The organism is Burkholderia sp. CCA53, assembly GCF_001685525.1.
Taxonomy (GTDB): domain Bacteria; phylum Pseudomonadota; class Gammaproteobacteria; order Burkholderiales; family Burkholderiaceae; genus Burkholderia; species Burkholderia multivorans.
This window is the reverse complement of record NZ_BDDJ01000001.1, coordinates 2,509,505-2,525,386: the sequence shown is the minus strand read 5'-3', so window position 1 is coordinate 2,525,386 and position 15,882 is coordinate 2,509,505. Positions and strand designations below refer to the sequence as shown.

Below are 15,882 nucleotides of genomic sequence, written 5' to 3'. Positions count from 1 at the left end.
ACAGGAGAATAGTCATGCATACCTACGAAACAAAGCTTGCTTTGGCCAAGCAGTTTCATGCCGCACTGACCCGCCGCGACTGGCAGGCGATCCGTAAGCTTCTTACCGACGATGCCACCTGGGTTCTGCCCGGAGACAATCAGATCTCTGGTCCAGCGGTCGGTGCGGAAGCAGTCGTTGCCAGAGCTGAGCTAATTGCCAGCTTCGGCCTGAATTTCGAGCTCAAGCACATTCTGGTAAGCCGGGATAATGTCGCGCTCTCGCTGCATAACACTGCACGCCGGAATGACCTCGTACTGGACGAGCATCTGGCTACGGTCTGCACCTTGCGCGATGGCAAGATCGCTGCTATCGAGACCTACCTGTCCGACCTGCCGGGCATGAATGCCTTTTTTGCCAGGGACTGAAGGTTCGAGGTCAAGGCGACGCCCTCGGTCGAGAGTGGAGCTTGGCCGAGCTTGCCGATGCCCATGCCGTCATAGCCCGATCGGCGAACTCGGCCCGCCATTGCTATCGCGCCGAGTCAGGCCTGCGCTACCGGCTCCTAGGAAACCATCATGGCGTCGACTTGGTCACGTCAGCGCAGTTCACTTGCGCTACGGCCAAGACGACTATATGATTCGTATATGTCTCATATACGACTAGATACATGGGCATCGTGAACATCGACGACGATCTGCATGACCAACTGCGCAAGGCCAGCGCAGTATCGTGCCGGTCGATCAACGCACAGGCAGCCTTCTGGATCAGGATCGGCATGCTGTGTGAAATGAATCCAACGCAAAGCTTCAACGATATCGTTGCTCGTGAACTGCGAGCCGCGGGCGTTGTGGCGCAACCCATCAAGATGGGGGCGTCATGACCAAACGGCCAGAAGAAATCGCGCTGATGGCGGAGTCAGGCCAGCTTTTGGCACAGGTGTTCAGCCATCTTGATCGGCTGAATCTGATTGGCATGTCCACGATGCAGGTCAATGATCTGGTCGATGACCTCATCGTCCATGAATTCAACGCACGCCCGGCCAGCAAAGGGCAATACGGTTACGCCTACGCGCTAAACGCCTCCCGCAACCATGTGGTCTGCCACGGCGTTCCTTCCGCCGAGGACATCCTGCAGGACGGGGACATCGTCAATTTCGACATCACGCTGGAGAAGAATGGCTACATCGCCGATTCCAGCAAGACCTATCTGGTGGGCCAGGTGTCGCAGCCGGCACGGCGGCTCGTGCAAGTGGCTTATGAAGCGATGTGGAAAGGCATCCAGGCTGTCCGCCCAGGTGCCACGCTCGGCGACGTGGGCCACGCCATCGAGCGGCATGCCCGCAGGAATGGCTATTCAATCGTTAGGGAATACTGCGGGCACGGCATCGGCCGGGAGATGCACGAGCCGCCGCAGGTGTTGCATTGGGGCAAGCCGCGAACGGGGCTAGTACTGCGCGAAGGCATGGTTTTCACCATAGAGCCGATGGTGAACCAAGGACGACGTGCCATTCGAACTGAGGACGACGGCTGGACGGTCGTCACGCGCGACGGGCAACTGTCGGCTCAGTTCGAGCATACCGTTGCCGTCACCGGGAGCGGCGTGCGTGTCTTGACACTGCGCCCGGGCGAAAAAGCGTTGCACTGATCCAGTGTGGTAGCGATACGGACTTTCGCTCAGGACCTGACTTTGCCTTCGGATAAGAACACGCCGTTGCCGGCGTGCTCTCGGTGCGTGTCAAGGTAGTTGTCGCCTGATCTCATGCAGCTAATCGGTTACTTTCATGCTGTCGGCTTTGCCTCGGCGCGCCCGCATCGCGGTCGGGATTGAGGGTGACGGCGCCAACGCGGCTCCAGTTGCGGGTCGGTCCGGTCCAGCGCTGCGGATGGCGCTGGCGGGCAAGCTCGTATACCTATCTGCGTGCCTGCAACTGGACCTCATCCTGACCGGCATGGCGAACGGCCGGGGCCACGAAGCGCAGCCCGCTGTGCAGGTGCTCGTGGTTGTACCAGTGCACGAACTGCGCCGCCCATGTCCGTGCAACGCCCTTCGGGGGGCGAGCTTTTCGCCGCGTATTAGCTGCGAGGCGCTTCGATTGCGCACCGCCGCGATGTCCGCTTCACCCCTTCCCAGGCAGTGAACGGCAGAAATTCTCAATCAATGGAGTCAATGCATCCGGTGTTTCTAACATAGGCAAATGCCCTGCACCTGGTACTACGGTCATGACGGCTTGCGATACGCGAGGAAGTAATTCTTTCCTCAGTACCTCGGGCGAATCCACGCGATCCCGCTCGCCCGTAATAACAAGCGTAGGTACGTCGATGGCACCTACCTGTCCAGTGATGTCTTCCAAGCTGGTCGCTCTGGGCCAAGCTAGCTTAGCCGCTGGCGCGCCACGCAAGCTGTCCGCGATCACTTGTTCGCGATCCTCCGCTGACAGTGGGAGGGCCGTCAGCACGTTGTCGATAGTCGCCTCCACTGTTTCGCGATTTGCGTAGGCTCCTGCCATCATTTCGCGTGCCTCTTTCGGCAAGATCATTGGCGATGGCGGTGAAGGAGCGACGAGAACCAGCCCGGCCAGTCCGACAGGCCGCCGCGACGCCATAAGCTGAGCAACCTTGCCTCCCATAGAGTGACCGATCAGAACGTAGCGCTTCGGGTGCAGCGCTGCGATCACGCCCTCCGCATCGGCTGCAAGGTCTGCCAGCCCGTAGCCCATCGAAGGCGCGTCGGATCGACCCCAGCCGCGATGATCGAGAGCAAGCGTATGGAAGTTCGGCGCCAGCCCGGAGCAGACGTGCTTCCAAGTGCGGGACGAGCCGCCCCAGTAATGCAGAAAAACGAGTGACGGATCGCCTTGCCCTTGTTCCTCGACATGGATCTCTATGCCGTTCGATTCGACCTTCATTGGAACATCCTTTTGCTAAAGCCCACCGGGGATCGGCTGGCTACAGTGCTAGGCTAGACCCATTCCGTTCGGCCGATAATTGGCCTAGATTTATTACCACCTGATAATCAGGATATCGAATGAGGTGGTATGGATAGATTGCTCAGCATGGCGGTGTTCGTCTCCGCAGTCGAAGAAGGTAGCTTGGTAAGCGCCGCTCGACGGTTTGGCCTGTCACCCTCGATGGCGGGCAAGCACGTTTCCGCGATCGAGGAGCAGTTGAAAGTTCGGTTGCTTCAACGCAGTACGCGCAAGTTGACGCTAACGGATGTAGGAAGGTCCTACTACACGCGATGCAAGCGCTTACTGGAAGAATACGAGGACGCGAACCGCGAAGCCCAGGACGCGCAACAGAGTGTGCATGGTATTTTGCGCGTGGCTGCGCCGACAACCTTTGGGGCACTGCATCTTGGTCGTGTTGTATCGAGTTATCTGGCTGAATACCCCGATGTCTCGATCGAGACCACGCTGAGCGATCGCTATGTCGATCTACTGGCAGATGGCATCGACGTTGCTATCCGCATCGGCCGTCTGCAAGACTCCGACCTCGTTGCTCGGCGGCTCGCCTCGTGTCGCATGATGTTCTGCGCAGCGCCATCTTTTTTGGCACGACATGGCGAGCCGAAAACCGTCGAACAGCTCCGCCAGGCACCTCGGCTCGCTTTCTCCCAGGCAGTTTCAGCCGGAGACTGGAGCGTCACGGATGCTAACGGCCAGACCCATCACATTGATGGTGCGATCCGGCTCGCTGCAAACAACATGCAGATGCTGCTAGCGGCAGCGCTGACAGGGGCGGGAGTGGTCTACGGCCCCAGCTTCGTGTTCGAGCAGTCCATCGCCAGCGGTGCGCTTCGTGTCCTGCTGCCCGACCACAAAACAACTGATTTGGCGATTCATGCCATCTATCCGAGCAAGCGGCATGTGTCGTTGAAAGTTCGCCGCTTCATCGAGCATCTGAGCATGAGCTTCGGCGACATGCAGCCATGGGATCTCATGCATAGGAGCACTACGGCTTGAGGTTGCCCCTGAGCCCTGGAATGCATAGCCCCAGCCCTGAGAATGCCGGGCGTTGGACGCGCCCCAAACGTAACGTGGCAGTTGCCTTGCTCAAACAGCAGTCGAGCGCTTGTCTTCGTGGTGCATCCGCCGGCCTTGCCTCTATGCCGGCAGAAGCCCGGTTGCCCTGTAGCTCGTGATCAACGTATCGAAAAGACTTAAGTCGAAACGCCCACGTGCCATCAGCTGCGCTCCTGTGATTGCAGCATAGATGGCCTGCGCGCGTTCTTTCGCGATATTCGGATTGACAATCCCGGCGCTCGCCAAAACCTTAGCCAGCCATGTGATATGCACATCAGAGAATGTTCGAACTTCTTGCCTCACATTCTCGGGAAGGTCATCGTATTCAGCCGTCATGAAACTGCACAGGCAGATGCGGTTGTCGTTCTCCAGCGCCTTCCTGAACATATCGGGATATCTGCGCAAGCAATCTGTGGGGTCCGGAAACCGATTCAACAGTTCTTCCAATTGCGTCGCCGAATTGTTCCAGTATCGTCTGGCAACTGCAGCAGCAAGAGCCGCCTTGCTCGGGAAATGATGGTAAAGACTTGCAGGTTTGACACCGACTTCTTCGGCCAAGCGGCGAACGCTCAAGCCACCGTAACCGTGCGCCTGGGCGATTCGTGTTGCAATGGACAAGATCTTGTCACTGGAGTTCGTGTTTCTCTGACTCTCCACAGCCGTTGCCTTCGATTTGTTTGAGGATGTTCCGCGGCGGCATTTTTATTATTCAAACACCCGGTTGCAATGATCGTCGAACGGCCTATCTGCGAGCAAATGCGGGTTGGCTCTTTACGCTGGGGCGCATTTTCATCCTTTCGTACCATGCCAAGAGTGCCGTGCATTCGGCTGGTACTGTCAAGTCGACAATATCAGCGAATACCAGTCCGGCGATGACCGTAATGTCGGCCATGGAGAACGCGTCGCCGGCAACATAAGCTTGCTTGCGAAGCAAGTCGTCGAAATAATGCATGCCACGCAAGGCCTTGTCACGCTGCCTGAACCCCCATTCCGGGTTCTGGTATCGCTCCACCAGCGGACCCAGGCCCGGCGTCCCATGGTGGAAGTAAACACTGATGGCGTCGAGCAACTCGAGTTCGGCACGTTTGCTCATCATGTGAATCATCCCCTTCTCAAGCGCAGTGGAGCCCGTCAAGACAGGCTCCCCGACGAGCGTATCGAGATACTCTGTGATGGCAGTGCACTCGGCAATGCAAGTTCCATCCGCAAGCTCAAGTACCGGAACCGTGCCAGAGTAGTTTTTCCCCGCAATGAATTCTGGATCCTTGTGTTCCCCTTTACGCAGATCGACCATCACGAATTCCACGCGCGACTGGAGGCTCTTTTCCGCCAGAGCGATCCGGACACGGGTCGGATAGGGTCCTTTGGGGAAGTCATAGATCTTCATTGCTGGCTCACCATCAACCGCCATTGCAACAGTATTCATTTAAGGGCTCTCCACGCGACGATTTCGTATCAATGAGGCAGCAATTTCATGCCACCTAACGATCGTTAGGTGGAATGCTATTGGGTAGCAATGCCAATGTCAACTGTGCTTTGCCGTCGCAACTGCCGCTCAAGCCATGCAATCGTTTGCGCTCCTCCGTGATACCTCATTCGCTTCCGACCGCTGGGTTGCATGCTTGCGTGACCACGCGTACCAGGATGAGGGAGCGTCAACAAGATTGTGCGCATCACAAACGAAGCCTTGAAGTCCGTTGCCGCGGCTGTTGCTGGACTCTGGCGGCGCACCCTTGGCGAGGAGGGCTCAAGCGCGATCTCATCCAGCGCAGTCTGCTGCCGGAGATGGTGGAGTCGGCGTTGGCGATGGGGCATTGCAACAACGTCGATGTGTTATCTGCCGGCATCGGCCCCTGGATGACGACTGCATCCACATCGGCAACGCCGATTGAGCGCGTAATCGCCCTTGGCGTCACGATGACTCCCATAATGCTTATTGCTACCTTTTGATAGCGTTTCAACTCATCGTCAAATATTCTGCTATGAAATCAACGAACGCGCGCACTTTGGCGGACGACACCTCGCTGCGCTCCAGGTAGGTCGCGTAGATGTCAGCGTTGGGTAGCTTCCAGTCACCCAGCAATGGGATCAGTTCGCCCCGGGCCAGGTAGGGCGCGATTTCCCACGCTGAGCGGATGGCGATGCCATGGCCGTCCAGCGTCCAGCGCAGCACGGCGTTGCCATCGTTGCTCGATAGCACACTGTCGACTTTGACCGTCTCCGTGGACTTTCCGCGACGGAAATGCCAAGCGCCGTAGGCCGCATCGTTTTCCCGAACGATCAAGCAGGCGTGACGCACCAAATCATGCGGAACGGCCGGTCTGCCGTTCCGGGCGACATAGGCCGGCGAGGCGCATACAAGGCGGTGATTGCGCTGCAGCAACCTTGCGTTGATCCGGGTGCTGGGAGGATCGCCGAAGCGGATGCCGATGTCATAGCCGTGTTCGCGCAGGTTCAAGGGCTGGTCGGTCAATTGCAGTTGCACCCGTATGGCGGGATAGCGGGCAACGAACGCCGAAATGGCCGGTGCCACCCGTACACGACCGAAACCGTATGAGGCATTGACACGGAGCAGTCCGGCCGGTTCGGCATGGCCGCGGATCAGCACTTGCTCAAGTTCCTGCAATTCCCCGAGCAGGCGTGATCCCTCGGCCAGGTAGCGTTCGCCCTCCGGCGTGAGTGTCAGGCGTCGTGTCGTGCGATGGGTCAGGCGCACGCCGAGCCGCTTTTCCAAATGCGCCAGGCGCTTGCTGACCGCTGGCGGGGTGACGCCAAGTTCGCGCGCGGCCGCAGCCAAGCTGCGATGGCGCGCCACTAGGGTGAAAAGGCGGATGTCGGAGAACTCGGACATGATGCTCCAATTCGTTCTTATAAGTTATTAATTGAATAATTATAATTCAATAACGCCGTTCTGATGCAGGAATAGAATGGCCGTCGGAACATGGAGGCAAGGGATGTTCGAAGGCTTTTCCGACGTATCCGCCACGGTCGATGGCATCAAGATTCATGCGTTGATGGCCGGCGCCGGGCCGGCGCTGCTTCTGCTGCATGGACACCCTCAGACACACGCGATCTGGCACAAGGTGGCTCCGACGCTGGCGCGGCAATTCACGATTGTCGTTGCGGACCTGCGCGGCTATGGCGACAGCGGGAAGCCGCCAGGCGAGCCAGACCACGCCAACTATGCCAAGCGTCGGATGGCCTTGGACCAAGTGCGATTAATGCAGGCGCTGGGCCTGCCGACGTTCGCGGTGATCGGTCATGACCGGGGTGGTCGGGTCGCGGCGCGGATGGCGCTGGATCATCCAGATGTGGTATCCCGCCTGGTCACGCTGGATGTGGCACCCACGCTGGCGATGTACCAGCAGACCTCATTCGAATTCGCGCGCGCCTACTGGCACTGGTTCTTCCTCGTGCGACCGTCGCCTTTCCCAGAGACGTTGATCCGGGCCGACCCGGATCTCTACCTGAAGCAGACCATGGGAGCCCGCAGTGCCGGCCTGAAGCCTTTCGCGCCGGAGGCCTATGCTGCCTATCTGCGTTGCCTGTCCGATCCGGCAACCGCACATGGCATCTGCGAGGACTACCGTGCCTCGGTAGGTATCGACCTCGAACACGATCAGGCCGATCTTGCCGCGGGCAAGCAGATCCAATGTCCCTTCCTGGCATTGTGGGGACGCGATGGCGTGATCGAACGGTGCTTCGACCCTCTGGCCGAGTGGCGCCGCTGGAATCCCGGCGTAAAGGGTATGGCGCTGCCCTGCGGCCACTACATCCCGGAGGAAGCACCCGAGGTGTTGCTCGATCACGTCCTCGCCTTCCTGCCTTCATGAATGTCCTCGAGCCTGCCCATGCCAGCGACGACGCTTTACCGAAAACTGGTCGATTCGCACACCGTCGAACGCCTGGATGTCGACAACGTGCTGCTATATGTCGACCTGCACATCATGAACGAATACACCAGCCCACAAGCTTTTGCAGGACTGGCGCAACGTGGATTGCGGGTGCGGCGCCCACACCAGCAAATGGGCGTGGTCGATCACGTCATCCCCACGCGCCCGGTGCCGATCGCGGCGCGTACGATCGACATCGCCCCCGCCGCACGGCAAGCGGCGAACTTTGCCGCCAACTGCGCTGAGCAGGGGATCGAGCTGTTCGACGTGCGTGATCCGATGCAAGGAATCGAGCATGTCGTCGCGCCGGAACTTGGCCTGATCCGTCCCGGCATGGTCGTGTTGTGCGGCGACAGCCATACCACGACCTACGGTGCCCTCGGGGCACTCGGGTTCGGGATCGGCACGTCGGAAGTGGAGCATGTGCTTGCCACGCAGACTCTGGTGTATCGCGTGGCCAAGGACATGCGAATCCAAGTCGATGGTCGACTGCCTCTGGGGACGACGTCCAAGGACCTGATCTTGCACATCATCGCCAAGATCGGAGCACAAGGCGCGCGTGGCTATGCGGTCGAGTATGTCGGCGAAGCTATCGCCGCACTGTCCGCCGAGGCGCGCATGACCTTGTGCAACATGACCGTGGAAGCCGGTGCCCGCGCGGCGCTGATCGCGCCTGACGCGATCACATCCGACTACGTGTCCGAGCGGATCTGCGATATGGACGACGCTGCGCTGGCGGCCGCGCACACGGCATGGAAGCAACTCCGCACGGACGCATCGGCGCGTTTCGATGCCGAGCATCGATTCGATGCTTCCGAGGTCGCTCCCTATGTCACCTGGGGTACCAGTCCCGACCAGGCGGTGCCGGTAGACGGCACCGTGCCGCCGTTGAGCGATGCCGCGGGTGACATCGAGAGGGCGACTTGGCGTAAGGCACTGGATTACATCGGCTTGGCGCCCGGCACGCCGATCGAAGGTATTCCGATCGACCGCGTGTTCATCGGTTCGTGTACCAACGCCCGCATCGAAGACCTGCGCGAGGCAGCTCGGGTGGTGCGGGGGCGCAAGGTTGCCCCGGGCGTGCGGGCGATGGTGGTGCCTGGCTCCGGGCTGGTCCGTGACCAGGCCGAACGCGAAGGGACCGCACAGGTGCTGGTCGAGGCGGGATTCGAATGGCGGCAACCGGGCTGTTCGATGTGCCTGGCGATGAACGACGACGTACTCGCGCCGGGCGAGCGGTGCGCCTCCACGACCAATCGCAACTTCGAGGGCCGTCAGGGCCGGGGCAGCCGCACGCATCTGATGAGTCCGGCCATGGCTGCCGCTGCCGCGATTACCGGACGCATCGTGGACATTCGCAAGGAGTTCCGCGCATGAGCGAAACGCACCGTATCACAGGCGTGGCGGCGCCATTGCCAATCGGCAACCTGGACACCGACCAGATCATGCCCAAGCAGTTCCTGCTGGGGATCGACAAGAGCGGATTGGCAGACGGACTGCTGCATGACCTGCGTTTCGACACCGAAGGGCGGCTTCGCCCGGACTTCGTGCTCAACCGTCCGGAATATCGCGGCGCGCGCATTCTGTTGGGCGGGGCGAACTTCGGCTGCGGATCGAGCCGGGAGCACGCGGTATGGGGATTGCAGCAGGCCGGGTTCGATGCTGTCGTCGCGCCGAGTTACGGAGAGATCTTCTATTTCAATGCGATGAACAATCGCCTGCTGCTTGTCACCTTGCCGCCGGAGCAGGTCCAGGCGTTGATGGACAGCGTGGCGCATGGCCAGGAAAAGCGCCTGACCATCGACGTGGAGAAGCAAATCGTTTCCACGCCGCAGGGCGATGAATATCCCTTCGATTTGCAACCCAGGCAGAAGCGGATGCTGGTCGATGGCTTGGACATGATCGGCATGACCTTGCGCGATGCAGCAGCCATCGACCGGTTCGAAGCTGAGCATTGGCAGGTATCTCCTTGGTGCAGGATCGACCTCACCCAGGTGCGGGAAAGATAAAACGGTACGCCTCCCAGGTCGCACGAGCGGCCGCCAGCTCAACGTCCCGCGCACATTGGAAGTGACATTCCTCTTCAGCAGTGATGACGGCTCGCCCAAACCTCCGGTGAAGTGCTATATTAGGAAGCGATCGATTCCATATAATGGCCAGCATGGTTGTCCAATCTTCCTCATCGCCTCCACGCAGCCGGGGCCGTCCCCGCGAATTCGACGCCGACAAGGTGCTTGACCAAGCGGTACGCGTCTTTAGCGAGCGCGGCTATGCCGGTACGTCTATCACCGACCTGACCCGCGCCATGCGGCTGGCCCAGGGTAGCCTCTACAAAGCGTTCAAGGACAAGCAATCGCTTTTCCTGGCGGCGTTGGATCGTTACCGCGCCCAGCGAACGCAAAATCTGCGCCGGACCATTGACGACGGCGGCACAGGCCTAGAGCGCCTGCGCGCCGCGCTGACCTTCTACGCCGAATCCGCCCACGGCGCCACAGGACGGCAAGGCTGTCTGGTCGTCGCCAGTACGGTGGAGCTTTCGACGTTCGACCAATCTGTAGGTGATCGGGTCGCCGCTGCGCTGGCCTGCAACGAGGCCATGCTGGCTCACCTGATCCGCCAAGGGCAGGCGGACGGCTCGATCAAGAACCATGTCGATGCCGAAGTCACGGCGCAGATGCTGCTATGCCTGACGCAAGGCATGCGAGTGGTCGGTAAGACCGGGCGCAGCCGTGCACAGATGCAGGCCGTCGTGGCGACCGCGCTCAAGGCGCTGGCCTGATTTTTTTGCCAATTTAGGAAACGATCAATTCCTATTGAATCAGAGAGAAACTTCATGAAGATCGCTTTTCGAAAGCCTCGCGCACGGCGAGAGCCATCTGTACTGGGCAGCGTTATCGCGCAGCCCAGTGCGCCGGGCCGGACAGACGTGACGGGGGAAGACCATGCCCCAACTGCATCGGCAGGCCTGACGCTGCTGCTGGCAGTGGCCTGCGGCCTGGCCGCCGCCAATTTGTACTACGTGCAGCCGCTGGCCGGCCCGATCGCCGTGGCGCTGGGACTGTCGCCGCAGGCAGCCGGCCTGAGCGTGACACTCACCCAGCTTGGCTACGGGCTGGGCCTGCTGTTGCTCGTGCCGCTCGGCGACCTGATCGAGAACCGCCGGCTTACGCTTGGTTTGCTGGGGCTGGCGGCAATGGCACTGCTGGGTGCAGCGCTGGCACGCCAGCCATTGCCGTTCTTGGCGGCGGCGCTGGGCATCGGCCTGGGCACTGTAGCTGTGCAGGTGCTGGTGCCCTATGCTGCGCACCTGGCGCCCGAAGCGTCGCGCGGCCGGGCAGTGGGCAACGTGATGAGCGGACTGATGCTCGGCATCATGCTGGCGAGGCCGGTCGCCAGTTTCATCGCTGATCTGGCCTCGTGGCATGCCATGTTCCTGCTGGCGGCAGCCGCTATGCTGGTGCTGATCGTAGTGTTGGCCCGCACGCTGCCGGCTCGCCAGCCCAGCCTCGGCCTGCGCTACGGTGGCCTGCTCGCTTCCATGGGACATCTGCTGCGCGATACCCCGGTGCTGCGCCGACGCGCACTCTACCATGCCGCGCTGTTCGCGGCGTTCAGCGTGTTCTGGACGACAGTGCCGCTACTGCTGGCCGGCCCGGCGTTCGGGCTGTCGCAAAGCGGCATCGCGCTGTTCTCTTTGGCAGGGGCCGCAGGCGCGGTCGCCACGCCACTGGCCGGGCGCATTGCCGACCTGGGTCACAGCCACAGGGCCACCGCACTGGCGATGGGCATGGTGGCGCTGGCGTTCCCCTTGACGCACCTAGCGCAACCCGGTTCCGGCTGGGCGCTGGGCCTGCTGATGCTAGCCGCAATCGTGCTGGATTTTGGCGTCGCGGCCAATCTGACGCTGGGTCAGCGCGCCATCTTCACGCTGGACGCGAACATGCGTGGTCGACTCAATGGCCTCTATATGGCGGCGTTCTTCCTGGGCGGCTCGCTCGGCTCGGCGTTTGGTGCATGGGCCTATGCCCACGGCGGCTGGACGTGGACCTCCGGTCTGGGTGCCGCACTGCCGGTGGCGGCCCTGGCGTATTGGACGACGGAGAAACGTCTGGGGCGATTCCAACAAGTCACAACCAACGGAGCATGTCGATAACGACGATTGCATGGAACGGCTTCATGAAGATGACATTGCGCGTGGTCCGCAATCATCAAGGCTCAGGCGTTGCCGAAGCACGCAAGTCGGCCTATAAACTGCTGATGGATTTCGGCCAGGAGGTCGGGCAGCGCAAGTCCAGCCCGCAGATCGCCGGGCTCTACACGCCGGACAGACTGGTAGATAGTTGGTGGTGGTGGTCAATTTTCCACCCAAGCAGATCGGGCTGATCACATTGGAGTGCCTAGTGACAGGTATTCACTAGCCCACGACGCAGGTCAATGATCTTGGTCGATGGCCCCATCGTCCATGAACTCAAAGCGTGTCCGGCCAGTAAAGGACAGTACGGGTACGTCTACGCGCTCAACGCCTCCCGCAACCATGTGGTTTGCCACGGTGTTCCTTTCTCCGAGGACATCCTGCAGGACGGGGACATCGTCTAGGCCCAAGTCGCAAAAGCCAAATGCGTGGTTGTTGTCATCGCCGATATCAATCTCAGTCAGCAATCAAGCCACATCGGCGTCCGATGTGAACAGCTTGGGCCACGGGGCCGGATCGGCTCATACCCATCCACTGCACACAGTCAGCCTATGGCAAGCGCGCAGGTCCGATCAGCGAGTCGGGGCGGACAGGGATGGCGAAAACGGGGCGAGGTCGTCTCCGCTTTGTTTGTCGCGTCGAGGCCTGGTTTCGGTTCGACTGTCACCGGATTGGCTTCCCTCCGGTGTTGTCTCATGGACTCTCGCGCTGTTCCTCATGCCGCTCGCGCTCGCCCAGCATGGTTTGCTGCGGGCATTGCCTTTCTGGCGCTGGCGACGCGCGCCGCCGCTGCGGAAGTATGGCTCGTCACTGACTCGCATCATCCGGTCCTTGGCCAGGCTGACCGACACGTCGTCCTGGACGCGGGCGCGGTGCTCGAAGCGGAACTGGCCGCCAACTTGCCCACCGATCAAGAACGCGCCAGCGCCATCGTCCAGCAACGCCTGAAGCTGGGCGGTGCAGACATGCAGCGCCGGATCGGCATCGCTTACCAGGGCATCGTCGATGCCTGGAGCCTTGGCGTCACCAAAGTTCCGGCCATCGTGGTGGATCGCCGATACGTGGTCTATGGCGAGACGGACGTGGCCCGTGCGGTTGCCCGCATCGACCAATACCGGAGGACGCAGCCGTGACGAGGCGTCTGTCCGCGCCATCGCGACGCCAGCGGTTGGCCATCGCAGCGCTGCTGCTGGGGTGTTCCGCATCGTCCTTCGCACTGAACACTGCCACTATCGTGGCCTCCACTCTGTCGCCGGATTGCCTGGAATACCGCGTCACCGGCATCTGCTACTGGCTCTATTGCACCTGGACGGGCTGCACCGTGCGCACCTCGGTCAAGGTGCGCCACTACATCCCCGATGCTGTGGTGTCGAGCTACTCGAACACCGGCGAGAACCCCTGGGTCGAGGTGCGGGCGATGATCCTGCCGAACCCGACCGCGAAGGCCGGCGGCGACGGCACCACCAACGAGGATCACGAGAACAACCTGGCGAAGTTCAAGAACGCCGACGTCATCGGCCATCCCGGTGGCCATGTGTTCAGCCAGTTCGCCAGCGCGTCCGGCTACACCTGCGAGGGCGCCGGCACCGCCCAACATCCCCGAGGCGCTGTATCCGGAAGCACTGATTCCCGGCCGGCGCGAGATCGGCACGCGTACGGACATGAATCTCTGGGGCAACGTCTATCCGCGAGGCGGCTTCCTGCATCAGGTCGATGACCACAAGGCCGCAGCCGTGGTCGCCCAGCGCGCGGGTGACATCGTGACGCGCCGCAACCAGATCCACGTGTACCAGCCGCTGCTCGCCAGTTCGCGCGATGGCTACTGGCCAGCCGGCGCCCTGATGGAAACCGATGCCGCCACGGGCAAGTGGCAGGAGCTGACCCCCACGCTGTCCAGCAGTTGCGCGGTATTCCCCCACGGCAATGCCAAGGTGCAGGCCCGGCAAGGCGACTACGCCTGGGCATTGTGGCGTCCTTATAGCTGCTGCCAGCGCCGCGGCCAGATATTCCTCGGCAGCGTCGATTTCCTGTGAGGCCCGATGCCATGACGAATTCATTTCCGAACGCCCGTCGATTTCTGCACGTCGCATTGGCCGTTGTCGCAGCGCTGTGCTGCTCCAGCGCCGGGGCACAGACCAGCGTCAACGAGTACGGCGTCCAGCATCAGGGCAGCGTGATCGGCGATGACGTGCTCTACAGCATTGGAGGCGGCCGCGCGGTGTCCATGAGCGGTGCGGCCAACATGCACTCCATCGGTGTTGGCGTCGGCTGGAACAGCAACCTGATCTGTGGCGACATGAGCATCACCACCACGCTGCAGAACCAGTTGAACGGCATCACCAACGGCTTCCAGGCCATCATGTCCTCGGTGATCCAGAACGCCACCGCTGCCGTGGCGTCGCTGCCCGCGTTGATCATCCAGCGCGCCGATCCAGGGCTGTACAACCTGCTGACCAATGGGGTGCTGCAAGCCAGGCTGGATTTCGATCGCAGCAAGCTGACCTGCCGTGCCATCGCCAACCGCATGGCCGACATGGCGGGTGGGCAACTCGGTTGGGACCAACTCGCCGAAGGCATGGCGCTGAAGCAGGCCGTCGCGAGCACCGATGCGGTCTCGGCGATCGACGACGCCGAGGCGAACCGTGGCAACAATGGCGTTCCGTGGGTCGGCGGAGACAACGCCGGCGGCGCGGGCCAACGTCCGGTGCGCGTGGTCGGCGACGTGACCCGCGCCGGCTACAACCTGCTCAACGGCCGTGGCGTCGGCGACACCAGTTCGATTCCGCAAGCCAGTTGCGGCGGCAACCTGGCATGCCAGACCTGGAGTTCGCCCGATGCCGCCGCGGCCTGGGCAGTTCGCGTGCTGGGCGAGCAGGAGCAGCGCACCTGCGACGCATGCACCAAGACCGTCACCACGCCGGGCGTTGGCCTGACCCCACTGATCCAGGAGGAATACGAGGACAAGCTGCAGGCCCTGCAGGAACTGGTCGCCGGCAGCCGTCCAACCACGGCGCAGAACCTGCAGGCTGCGAGCAGCGCGTCGCTGCCCATCACCCGTGGCGTGGTCGAGGCCCTTCGCGACGAGACGGACCAGGACATCCTGGCTCGGCGCCTGGCCTCGGAGGTCGCGCTGGCCAGCGTGCTGGAGAAGGCACTGCTGCTGCAACGCACGCTGCTGACCGGGCGCAAGGAGCCCAACGTGGCCGCCAACGAACTGGCCCAGAAGGCCGTCACCCACGAAAGCGACATCCTCGATCGCGAGATTCACAACCTGAAGGCGGAGCTGGAACTGCGCCGCGAACTGGCCAGCAACTCGCCGATGGCGATCATCCAGCGCCACAGCACCCGTGCCGCCGGTGCGCGTGGCATCTACGAGGGCGACCCGGTACGCAATCGGATCGATGAACTGCAGCGGCCGCCGTCCGGCGGAAGCCATCCATGAATACCGTGGGGCGGTGCCTGCGCTGGCTGTCCAGCCGGCGTGCCATCCTGGTGCTGGTATGGGCGGTGTCGCTGCTGATCGCCGCGACCGCCGTCAATGTGGTCGGCATCCGCATCGCGGGCGGCATCGAGGGCTGGCAGCGCTGGATGGCGGCGCAATCCGGGGCCCTCCTGGCCTGGCGGTTGTTGCTGTACGCCGTCACCGCCTGGGGTTGGCTCTGGATGCACCATCGCCTGCGCGCGCGGGAACCGGAGCGCGCTGCCGGGCAGCGGCTGCTGCGCGCGGAGGTTGCGGCCATCGTCGCCGTGATCGTGCTGGAAGCCAGCTTGCTGATGCAGGCACGGTAGCGCAG

The 15,882-nt window shown here is 61.8% G+C and carries 17 protein-coding genes and 2 pseudogenes; 15 read left to right on the top strand and 4 right to left on the bottom strand.

The annotated features are described in order from the left end of the window. The first annotated feature begins 14 nt into the window (after positions 1-14). The 3 genes from BCR55_RS11740 to map all read left to right on the top strand — a co-directional run bounded on the left by BCR55_RS11740 (position 15) and on the right by map (position 1,626). On the top strand, positions 15-407 hold the full coding sequence (locus BCR55_RS11740) for a nuclear transport factor 2 family protein (protein ID WP_001554375.1): 393 nt from the start codon (positions 15-17) through the stop codon (positions 405-407). Between the two features lie 242 nt (positions 408-649). Further along, positions 650-862 carry a ParD-like family protein gene (locus tag BCR55_RS11735; protein ID WP_001554376.1) on the top strand — a complete coding sequence of 71 codons (213 nt, stop codon included), beginning with the start codon at positions 650-652 and terminating at the stop codon, positions 860-862. Next, on the top strand, positions 859-1,626 hold the full coding sequence (gene map, locus BCR55_RS11730) for a type I methionyl aminopeptidase (RefSeq protein ID WP_006486504.1): 768 nt from the start codon (positions 859-861) through the stop codon (positions 1,624-1,626). The genes BCR55_RS11735 and map overlap by 4 nt, the downstream gene beginning before the upstream one ends. A 472-nt stretch (positions 1,627-2,098) precedes the next feature. On the opposite strand, the gene BCR55_RS30630 is transcribed toward map, so the two are convergent. Then, positions 2,099-2,887 (bottom strand): alpha/beta fold hydrolase, encoded by a 789-nt coding sequence (locus BCR55_RS30630; protein WP_083211785.1) that lies wholly within the window; start codon positions 2,885-2,887, stop codon positions 2,099-2,101. A 129-nt stretch (positions 2,888-3,016) separates the two neighbouring features. Between BCR55_RS30630 and BCR55_RS11725 the strand changes: the two genes are divergently transcribed. Beyond that, complete coding sequence (locus tag BCR55_RS11725) at positions 3,017-3,943, top strand: LysR family transcriptional regulator (protein ID WP_006489014.1); 927 nt, start codon at positions 3,017-3,019, stop codon at positions 3,941-3,943. 141 nt (positions 3,944-4,084) lie between these two features. On the opposite strand, the gene BCR55_RS11720 is transcribed toward BCR55_RS11725, so the two are convergent. The 3 genes from BCR55_RS11720 to BCR55_RS11710 form a co-directional block, all read right to left on the bottom strand. Continuing rightward, positions 4,085-4,660, bottom strand: coding sequence for a TetR/AcrR family transcriptional regulator (locus BCR55_RS11720; RefSeq protein WP_006489025.1), 576 nt, complete (start codon positions 4,658-4,660; stop codon positions 4,085-4,087). An 85-nt stretch (positions 4,661-4,745) separates the two neighbouring features. Beyond that, positions 4,746-5,429, bottom strand: a complete 684-nt coding sequence (locus tag BCR55_RS11715) for a glutathione S-transferase (RefSeq protein ID WP_006489007.1) — start codon at positions 5,427-5,429, stop codon at positions 4,746-4,748. 531 nt (positions 5,430-5,960) lie between these two features. After that, complete coding sequence (locus BCR55_RS11710; RefSeq protein ID WP_006489030.1) at positions 5,961-6,854, bottom strand: LysR family transcriptional regulator; 894 nt, start codon at positions 6,852-6,854, stop codon at positions 5,961-5,963. Positions 6,855-6,957: 103 nt separating this feature from the next. On the opposite strand from BCR55_RS11710, the gene BCR55_RS11705 reads away from it, so the two are divergent. From BCR55_RS11705 to BCR55_RS11660, 11 genes and pseudogenes are all read left to right on the top strand, one after another. Further along, on the top strand, positions 6,958-7,836 hold the full coding sequence (locus BCR55_RS11705) for an alpha/beta fold hydrolase (RefSeq protein WP_012492794.1): 879 nt from the start codon (positions 6,958-6,960) through the stop codon (positions 7,834-7,836). A gap of 18 nt (positions 7,837-7,854) precedes the next feature. Then, positions 7,855-9,273, top strand: coding sequence for a 3-isopropylmalate dehydratase large subunit (gene leuC / locus BCR55_RS11700; RefSeq protein ID WP_006489039.1), 1,419 nt, complete (start codon positions 7,855-7,857; stop codon positions 9,271-9,273). Beyond that, positions 9,270-9,905 (top strand): 3-isopropylmalate dehydratase small subunit, encoded by a 636-nt coding sequence (gene leuD / locus BCR55_RS11695; RefSeq protein WP_006489026.1) that lies wholly within the window; start codon positions 9,270-9,272, stop codon positions 9,903-9,905. Before leuC ends, leuD begins: the two co-directional genes overlap by 4 nt. A 143-nt stretch (positions 9,906-10,048) precedes the next feature. Next, positions 10,049-10,675, top strand: a complete 627-nt coding sequence (locus tag BCR55_RS11690) for a TetR/AcrR family transcriptional regulator (protein WP_006489013.1) — start codon at positions 10,049-10,051, stop codon at positions 10,673-10,675. A 54-nt stretch (positions 10,676-10,729) separates the two neighbouring features. Further along, positions 10,730-12,049 (top strand): MFS transporter, encoded by a 1,320-nt coding sequence (locus tag BCR55_RS11685; RefSeq protein ID WP_006489044.1) that lies wholly within the window; start codon positions 10,730-10,732, stop codon positions 12,047-12,049. Between the two features lie 23 nt (positions 12,050-12,072). Next, a complete protein-coding gene (locus BCR55_RS11680) occupies positions 12,073-12,279 on the top strand; it encodes a hypothetical protein (protein WP_006489029.1) in 207 nt (68 codons plus the stop codon). A gap of 38 nt (positions 12,280-12,317) precedes the next feature. Next, positions 12,318-12,489, top strand: a pseudogene (locus tag BCR55_RS33375) (type I methionyl aminopeptidase); the annotation flags it as partial. Positions 12,490-12,783: 294 nt separating this feature from the next. Further along, complete coding sequence (locus tag BCR55_RS11675) at positions 12,784-13,221, top strand: TIGR03757 family integrating conjugative element protein (protein ID WP_012492797.1); 438 nt, start codon at positions 12,784-12,786, stop codon at positions 13,219-13,221. Next, positions 13,218-14,121 (top strand): annotated as a pseudogene (locus tag BCR55_RS11670) (TIGR03756 family integrating conjugative element protein). The gene BCR55_RS11675 and the pseudogene BCR55_RS11670 overlap by 4 nt, the downstream one beginning before the upstream one ends. An 11-nt stretch (positions 14,122-14,132) precedes the next feature. Continuing rightward, positions 14,133-15,530, top strand: a complete 1,398-nt coding sequence (locus BCR55_RS11665) for an integrating conjugative element protein (RefSeq protein ID WP_006488999.1) — start codon at positions 14,133-14,135, stop codon at positions 15,528-15,530. Continuing rightward, positions 15,527-15,877 carry a hypothetical protein gene (locus BCR55_RS11660; protein WP_012492798.1) on the top strand — a complete coding sequence of 117 codons (351 nt, stop codon included), beginning with the start codon at positions 15,527-15,529 and terminating at the stop codon, positions 15,875-15,877. Before BCR55_RS11665 ends, BCR55_RS11660 begins: the two co-directional genes overlap by 4 nt. Positions 15,878-15,882 lie beyond the last annotated feature (5 nt).

Bases quoted from the DNA above. Each gene is read 5' to 3' on its own strand.
- BCR55_RS11740 (WP_001554375.1), top strand. From the start codon at position 15: ATGCATACCTACGAAACAAAGCTTGCTTTGGCCAAGCAGTTTCATGCC.
- BCR55_RS11735 (WP_001554376.1), top strand. From the start codon at position 650: ATGGGCATCGTGAACATCGACGACGATCTGCATGACCAACTGCGCAAG.
- map (WP_006486504.1), top strand. From the start codon at position 859: ATGACCAAACGGCCAGAAGAAATCGCGCTGATGGCGGAGTCAGGCCAG.
- BCR55_RS30630 (WP_083211785.1), bottom strand. From the start codon at position 2,887: ATGAAGGTCGAATCGAACGGCATAGAGATCCATGTCGAGGAACAAGGG.
- BCR55_RS11725 (WP_006489014.1), top strand. From the start codon at position 3,017: ATGGATAGATTGCTCAGCATGGCGGTGTTCGTCTCCGCAGTCGAAGAA.
- BCR55_RS11715 (WP_006489007.1), bottom strand. From the start codon at position 5,429: ATGAATACTGTTGCAATGGCGGTTGATGGTGAGCCAGCAATGAAGATC.
- BCR55_RS11710 (WP_006489030.1), bottom strand. From the start codon at position 6,854: ATGTCCGAGTTCTCCGACATCCGCCTTTTCACCCTAGTGGCGCGCCAT.
- BCR55_RS11705 (WP_012492794.1), top strand. From the start codon at position 6,958: ATGTTCGAAGGCTTTTCCGACGTATCCGCCACGGTCGATGGCATCAAG.
- leuC (WP_006489039.1), top strand. From the start codon at position 7,855: ATGCCAGCGACGACGCTTTACCGAAAACTGGTCGATTCGCACACCGTC.
- leuD (WP_006489026.1), top strand. From the start codon at position 9,270: ATGAGCGAAACGCACCGTATCACAGGCGTGGCGGCGCCATTGCCAATC.
- BCR55_RS11690 (WP_006489013.1), top strand. From the start codon at position 10,049: ATGGCCAGCATGGTTGTCCAATCTTCCTCATCGCCTCCACGCAGCCGG.
- BCR55_RS11685 (WP_006489044.1), top strand. From the start codon at position 10,730: ATGAAGATCGCTTTTCGAAAGCCTCGCGCACGGCGAGAGCCATCTGTA.
- BCR55_RS11680 (WP_006489029.1), top strand. From the start codon at position 12,073: ATGAAGATGACATTGCGCGTGGTCCGCAATCATCAAGGCTCAGGCGTT.
- BCR55_RS11675 (WP_012492797.1), top strand. From the start codon at position 12,784: ATGGACTCTCGCGCTGTTCCTCATGCCGCTCGCGCTCGCCCAGCATGG.
- BCR55_RS11665 (WP_006488999.1), top strand. From the start codon at position 14,133: ATGACGAATTCATTTCCGAACGCCCGTCGATTTCTGCACGTCGCATTG.
- BCR55_RS11660 (WP_012492798.1), top strand. From the start codon at position 15,527: ATGAATACCGTGGGGCGGTGCCTGCGCTGGCTGTCCAGCCGGCGTGCC.